General features: G+C 64.6%; 6 protein-coding genes. 1 reads left to right on the top strand and 5 read right to left on the bottom strand.

What is annotated here, in order from left to right:
* Positions 1-335 precede the first annotated feature (335 nt).
* Complete coding sequence (locus QZY03_RS24905) at positions 336-2,612, top strand: CoA-binding protein (RefSeq protein ID WP_295585625.1); 2,277 nt, start codon at positions 336-338, stop codon at positions 2,610-2,612.
* Between the two features lie 306 nt (positions 2,613-2,918).
* On the opposite strand, the gene QZY03_RS24900 is transcribed toward QZY03_RS24905, so the two are convergent.
* The 5 genes from QZY03_RS24900 to QZY03_RS24880 form a co-directional block, all read right to left on the bottom strand.
* Positions 2,919-4,508, bottom strand: a complete 1,590-nt coding sequence (locus QZY03_RS24900; protein ID WP_295585623.1) for an arylsulfatase — start codon at positions 4,506-4,508, stop codon at positions 2,919-2,921.
* Between the two features lie 177 nt (positions 4,509-4,685).
* Entirely contained in the window at positions 4,686-4,919 is a 234-nt protein-coding gene (locus QZY03_RS24895) for a thioredoxin family protein (protein WP_295585621.1), read from the bottom strand.
* Between the two features lie 11 nt (positions 4,920-4,930).
* On the bottom strand, positions 4,931-5,983 hold the full coding sequence (locus QZY03_RS24890) for a permease (RefSeq protein WP_295585619.1): 1,053 nt from the start codon (positions 5,981-5,983) through the stop codon (positions 4,931-4,933).
* 27 nt (positions 5,984-6,010) lie between these two features.
* The gene (locus tag QZY03_RS24885) at positions 6,011-6,616 is read right to left on the bottom strand and encodes an FmdE family protein (RefSeq protein WP_295585617.1); all 606 of its coding nucleotides are present in this window, start codon (positions 6,614-6,616) and stop codon (positions 6,011-6,013) included.
* Positions 6,617-6,675: 59 nt separating this feature from the next.
* On the bottom strand, positions 6,676-7,134 hold the full coding sequence (locus QZY03_RS24880) for a TSUP family transporter (protein ID WP_295585616.1): 459 nt from the start codon (positions 7,132-7,134) through the stop codon (positions 6,676-6,678).
* Positions 7,135-7,279 lie beyond the last annotated feature (145 nt).

The raw sequence follows: 7,279 nt of genomic DNA, 5'->3' as shown, positions 1-7,279 counted from the left end.
CCTAACTCTAAGTATAGACTATGCTAGAAAAATTGCATTAAGGCGCGTCCGGTTATTACATGGCGCCTCGATAACGAGTCAGGAACAGGTTAAACAACTACCGTTGTCGTTGTCGTTGTCGTTGTCGTAATCGTAATCGTAATCGGATAAGCGATTCACTTCGGGCATGAGCGGCCCGATGTCCATCGGGTTTCGATTCGCCATATAGCCTGGTGCGAATGCCCGATACTCGATTACGACAACGACAACGACAACGATTGTGTCAGTGCTTGACTTGTTCTTGACCCGTTACTCACCCCGAACCCGAAAAATACGCCCGCAGCACGAGATTCGCTATGTCTGCCAACGACTCCCACTTTCTCGGCGCCATGCGCCGCAAAGGCATCCCCGAGTTTCCCCATTATTTTGTCGGCAACGGTAACCTGGCCCACCTCGCGACCCGCGACGACCGGGTGTGCGTGCTGAACATCCTCGGCAACGAGAGCCGCGAGGTGACCCCGGTCAGCCATACCTACTCCGGCGGCAACGTAGTTTGCGGTGTGCAGCCCGGGCGGTCCGGCTCCGTGCTGAAGACCGAGCTCAACGACATCCCGGTCTATAACACGGTCTCCGAGGCCTTGAAGGCCGGCCACCGTTTCAATGTCGCGGTCGTCTATGTGCCGCCGGCCGGGGTCAATGACGCGGTCATCGAGGCGGTGCGCGTCAACCCCTTGCTCACGCGTGTGGTGATCTTGACCGAGAAGGTTCCGCTCAGCGATGCCCGGATCATCCGCCAATACTGTCAACTCCAGGGGGTCGACGTCTTCGGCGGCAACTGTCTCGGCATCGCCGACGCCCACCATCATGTGCGCATCGGCGGCGCGCTGGGCGGCACCCATCCGGCCGAGTCGCTGGTGCCGGGCACGGTCGCCATCTATTCGAACTCCGGCAATTTCACGACCACGATCGCCGTCTACCTGCTGACCGCCGGCTGGGGGACCACCGTATCGCTGTCGTCCGGCAAGGACGTCTATATCCATTTCGCGGCCGCCGAGTTCACGCACGCCTTCCACAACGACCGCCGCAGCCATGCGGCCGTTATGTACATCGAGCCCGGCGGCTACTACGAACGGGACCTAGTGTTCGATAAGCCGGTGATCGCCTGCATCGTCGGGCGCTGGAAGGACCGGTTGACCAAGGCGTGCGGCCACGCCGGTGCGATCGCCGGCAGCGGCGATAACGCCGCCGCCAAGGAAGGCTGGTTTATGGAGAAGTTCGGCGTCGATGCCATCTATACCGCAGACAACCCGGTCTGCTCGGCCAAAGGGGCGGTCGTCACCAACATCGCCGACATTCCATCGGCCATGACCGCCGTGATGGCGCTGAACCGTCGGCAACCGGACTTCGCGCCGATCGGCGACCTGTCGATGAAGTGCTGGTTCGCCGATGGCACCGGGCTGGCCCTGCCCCATGCGCTCGACGTCAAGCCGGTGCCGGCCGTCGATCCCTATCGGGGGCAGATCGAGGCGTTCAACCGCCAAATCGGCGTGATCCCGCCGCGGGAGATCATGAAGGACGCCTCCGGGGCGTCCATGATGGACCCGGAGACTCAGATCACGCGGCTGCACGGCGTCAGCAGCCTGGACCTGGCCACCCGTTCCTACGAGGAGAACCTGGTCCTGGCCCTGGTGCGCGAGTACCCCGACGACACCGGTCGCGCGCTCGCCAATGTCGCGCTGAACGCCTATGTCGATCTGCACGGCACGCCGATGCTGGCGGCGGCGCATGCCGCCCGCGAGGCCGGCAGCAGCCCGAACACGGCGCTGTGCGGGGCGGTCGCGCTGCTCGGGCCGAACCTGGTGCAGGCGGCCGGAACGGCCGTGCAGACGCTGCTGGAGGTCTTTCGGCAATCGGGCATCACGGACCTGGCCGATCCGCTCGTCGCCGTCGATGCGCGCATCGCCGCGACGACCCCGGAGCAGGCCGGCACTTTGCTCGCCGCCGAGCCGGACCCCGTGGCCGCGGCGATGCTCGCGGGTGCGCGGGCTCGCGGCGTGGTCGAGACCGCGATCCTGCGCTACCTGACCGGCCTTGCCGCCGCCCGGGGCCGCCATCCGAGCGCGGATGCCGTGCTCGCCGCCATCTGTTTCCACCTCGCCTGGCGGCCGCTGCTGCACAAGCGGATCTCGGTGACGACCCTGGCTAACCTGCCCTGGCACCTGCGCATCGCGGCGACGATCGTCGGCGCGTCGGTGAGCCCGGCGCGCCAGGGCGCGGGGCGCTTCGGCGGCGTCCCGGTCCAATCCCTGATTGATGGCTGGAGCTTCACCGAGACCGCCTTCCTCGCCCACGAGTTCTACCACGAGCTGGTCCATGTCCTGGCCAGCTACGGCGTTAGCAGCAACGTCTATTGCGTCAACGTCGACGCCGTCATCGCTGTAATCCTGCTGAAGATCTTGTGGCGGCCCTACGTCGCCGGAGAGGTCGACGCGCGCTTCCTGGAATACGGTGCCTTCACGACCTTCCTGTACGGCCGCGCCATCGGTACCGCCGCCGAGATCGAGGATCACACGACCCGCGGTCGCAATATGGATACGCGTACGGCGGCGAGCCAGTGTCGGTTCGTCGCCTGATCGGGGTGGAACGAGCCGTCATGTTATGGCCTTCCAACCTGATATCCGGACAGACCCTTGAGGTAGGGGCGGGTTTGAAACCCGCCCCTACGCCAGGTTATTACGTCCGATGGCTATAACTGCGAGACGAGCAGCGGAAAGGTGTTTGCCGACCCTGGCCTTGCCGATGCCGAAGATGCGGCGCAAGCCGCGGCAAGGGCGAGGTGGGCGGCCAGGACGGTGGATCTGCGCAAGAGTCTCACGCGGATGTCCCCAAGACACCAGCGACGCCGCCAGTACCCGACGGCGCCGCTCGATCTGAAGGGTTTACTGACCCGGATTGACCATGCCCTTGATCTGTTTCTCCAGCGAATCGAGGCTCCAGTCGCCCGGCGTCTGGCTCGGCGGATAGTCCTTCAGGGTCAGGAGGAACTTGCTGGCCACAGCTTGCAGGGGCACCAGCACGAACGCCCGATCAATCATCCAATCATGGTAGGTGTTGGAGTTGTGCTGGGACTTCTCAAACGGGTCGCGGCGCAGGTTGAAGAGCAGCGGCAGGCGCAGGTGGACGAGGGGCTCGCGCCAAACCTGCAGTTGCTCGGCGCGGTTCTCCAGGTAGACCGCTTTCCAGTCGCCGACGCGGATGGCCATCACGGCGCCGTCGTCGCCCACGTAAATGAACTCGTTGCGCGGTGACTCCGCAGTCTTGCCACTGAGGTAATCGAGCAGGTTGTAGCCGTCGATATGGTTCTTGTAGGTGCGGCCGTTGAGCGCCACGCCACCCTCGAGCAGCTTCTCCTTGATGTCCGGCGCGCCGGCGGCGGCCGCGAAGGTCGGCAGCCAGTCCTCGTGCGACACGATGCCGTTGAGGGTCGTGCCGGCCGGGAAGTGGCCAGGCCAGCGGATGAAGGCCGGGACGCGGAAGGCGCCTTCCCAGTTCGAGTTCTTCTCGCTGCGGAAGGGGGTGGTGCCGGCATCGGGCCAGGTGTTGTAGTGCGGGCCATTGTCGGTCGAATACTGGACGATGGTGTTGTCGGCGAGGCCGAGGTCATCGATCAGCTTGAGGAGTTCGCCGACGTGCATGTCGTGCTCGACCATGCCGTCGCCGTATTCGTCCTGGCCGGAGATGCCGATGTGCTCGGGCTTCACGTGGGTGCGGAAGTGCATGCGGGTGCCGTTCCACCAGCAGAAGAAAGGCTGGCCGGCGTTGGCCTGGCGGGTGATGAAGTCCTTGGCGGCGGCCATGGACTCGTCGTCGATCGTCTCCATGCGCTTCTTGGTGAGGGGGCCGAGATTCTCGATGGTCTGGCCACCGTTGCCGTCGGCTTTGGCCCTGATGACACCGCGGGGGCCGAACTGCTCAAGGAACGTCTTGCCGTTAGCGAGTTTCATGTCCTTCGGGTAGTCGCGGTTCTCGGGCTCTTCCTCCGCGTTGAGGTGGTAGAGGCTGCCCATGAACTCGTCGAAGCCGTGCATGGTGGGCAGGTGCTCGTCGCGGTCGCCCTGGTGGTTCTTGCCGAACTGGCCGGTGGCATAGCCCTGGCTTTTCAGGACAGTGGCCATCGTCACATCGGTCTTCTGCCAGCCTTCCGCCGCGCCGGGCAGGCCGACCTTGGTCATGCCGGAGCGCACGGGCACGGAGCCGCTGATGAAGGCGGCGCGGCCGGCGGTGCAGCTCTGCTGCCCGTAGTAGTCGGTGAAGGCGACGCCTTCTTTGGCGATGCGGTCGATGTTCGGCGTCTGGTAACCCATCATGCCACGGTTGTTATGGCTGATATTCCAGGTGCCGATATCGTCGCCCCAGATGACCAGGATGTTGGGTTTCGTGGATTGCGCCTGAGCGACGGCGCCGAAGACCAGCAGTAGCGCAGCCAGCGCGAGAACGTGCCTCGCCAAACCTTCAATTGGTCTTTTCATGTTGTATCTCCTATTCGCGTTGAAAGCTATGTTGGCCTTGGTCATCCTTCCGGCCGGCGATCAAGAGTCCAAGGCTTCAGCCTTGGATCGGTCCGCCAAGGCTGAAGCCTTGGGCTCGCAACAAGTAGCGTCGGCCGGAACGATGATCAAGGCCGAAACTGCCGTCGGCAAAGGGGGTCAACCGAGCCAGCCCTCGACCTTCTTGCGGTCCGGCACGCCGCCCGCATGGACCACCTGCCCATCGATCACCACGCCCGGCGTTGACATGACCCCATACCCGACGATCTCGGCCATCGACTCGACCTTCTCCAACGCGATGTCGACCCCCTTGGCCTGGGCGATCTCCGTGATCAATTGCGCCGTGGTCTGACAGTTGCGGCAGCCGGAACCCAGGACCTTGATTGTTTTCATGATGAGACTCCTCACAGAACGAGATTGAAGACATAACCGACCAGCAGGATGCCGGTCGCCACGACCCCGATGAAGGTCGCGATCAGGGGCCATTTGAGCACCTTGCGCAGGATCAGCATCTCCGGTGCGGAGAGCGCGATGACGCTCATCATGAATGCGAGCGTGGTGCCGAGCGCCGCCCCCTTGCCGATCAGGGCCTCAACGATCGGCAGGATGCCGGCGGCATTGGTGTACATGGGCACCCCGAGCACCACCGCCGCCGGCACCGCCCACCAGACATCGCGGCCCATGAAGCTGGCCATGAAGTCCTGCGGCACGAAGCCGTGGATGGCCGCGCCGAGCCCGATGCCCACCAGCACATAGGGCCAGACCTTACCGACGATCTCGCGCACATGGCGCCAACCCGCCTCGAAGCGCTCGACCCAGGTGTAGCGCTGGCCGTTGGGGGCCGCCGCCGCACCCTGGTGGATGGCACGCACCCAGTCCTCCAGATAACGCTCCATTTTGAGCCGACCGATGATGAGCCCGGCCACGATCGCGATCAGGAGCCCCATCCCCAGATAGAGCGCCGCCACCTTCCAGCCGAAGAGGCCCAGCAGCAAGGCGAGTGCAATCTCGTTGATCATCGGCGCGGCGATCAGAAACGAAAAGGTGATTCCCAGCGGGACCCCGGCCGAGAGGAAACCGATGAACAGCGGCACCGCCGAGCAGGAGCAGAAGGGCGTGACGATCCCCAGACTCGCGGCCATGGCGTTGCCGATCCCCAGCCGCCGCCCGGCCAACAACGCCCGAGTGCGCTCCGGGGCGAAGAAGGTCTGAATCACCCCCATCAGGAAGACGATACCGGTGAGCAGCAGCAACACCTTGGGGGTGTCGTAAAGGAAGAAGTGGGTCGCCTCGCCCCAGTGCGTCGCGCGCGACAGTCCCGCCGCCGACACCAGCAGGTCAGCGAGATCGGAGAGATGCCAATAGAGCGCCACCCAGAGAGCGGCGGCTAGAGGCAGGCCCCAGAGCCAGGGGCGCAAGGCGTGGGTGTCGGCGGTGGTGATTGTTTCCGGGTTCATGGTGAGTGTCTTGGTCTCAATCGGTGGTCAGCGCTCGTACCCGGAGCAGGGGATGCAGACATGTTTGTCACCCAGCACCCGCAGATAGGCCCGCGCGGTCAGCTCCCCGCAGGCGGTGCAGGGGACGAAGCCCATGACCTCCGGCAGCCAGTCGCGCTCAAACGCGAAGACCTCGCCGAGTGTCAGGATGTCCGCTTCCGGGGCATTCCAGATCAGGTCCACCAGTTCCAACTGCTCGGCTTCCGGGATGTCGTCCGGCTCGATGCCCTGGCCGCGCTTGGTCATGAAGGCGGAGGCACCGATCTGCTTTTGCAGGGTCGGCTTGTAGGTCACCCGGATCGCCCGGTTGGTTGCCCGCTCGATCAGGGTCCCCGCAAGCTTGCCGTAAGGGGTCTTTTCCAGATTGCCCTTACCCAGGGTGCAGCCGGTGGCGTACTGCACCCCATCCCCGAAGCACATACCGCCATGGTCCTCGCCGATCTCGACAAAGCCGTGGAGTTGGCGCCCGCCCGAGCGCTTGACCTCCAGGACCCGCAGGGCGGCGAGCCCCACGCGGACACCGGCCACACTGGCCCAGCAGCGGTGGCCATGGAAGTCGAGCGCCTTGAGGAGGGTTTGACGGTCATCGTTCATGTTCGGGTTCCTGATTCAGAGATGAATCGTTTAGAGAAAAAGTCCATCGGCATCCTGGCTTACGGCCACAGCAGATCCCACGCCGTCTTGATGGCGACCGCGATCAGGACCAGGGCAATGGTGCGCTTCAACTGCGCGGCTGACAGGCGTTCGGTCGCCAGCCAGGCACCCAAGGCCGCGCCGGCCATCGTCGCCAGCGCGGTGACGCCGAGCAGGGTGGTGTCGATTCGCGCGACCTGGACATGGGCCAGAAAGCCGCTGATGGAGGCAAAGATCACCACGAATGCAGCGCTGGCCGAGGCGCGTTTGGGCTCCAGACCGGACGCCACCAGGGCCGGGACGATGATGTTGCCGCCACCCACCCCGAGCAGACCGCCGATGAACCCGGCCGCCCCGCCCACCGGCAGGCCCAGCGCCAGGGTCGCCGCCAGGGAGGCGCGGCTCTCGCGCGGCTTGGGCTGGTAAAACACCATCATCCCCGCGGCGAAGACCAGAAAGCCCACGAACAGCCACAACAACAGGCTAGCGAGGCTTCGCCTCAGACCGACGAGTCATGGTGTGGCGTCTGGCATTGAGTGGCCCCGGTTGGGCGACGGAAGGCTACACTTCCGTTGATGGCCGCACGAAGCGGCGTGGTGGCATGAAGCCGAGGGTTCAACCGGG

Source organism: uncultured Lamprocystis sp., from assembly GCF_903933125.1.
Classification (GTDB): Bacteria; Pseudomonadota; Gammaproteobacteria; order Chromatiales; family Chromatiaceae; genus Thiodictyon.
This window is presented reverse-complemented; position numbering and strand designations above follow the sequence as displayed.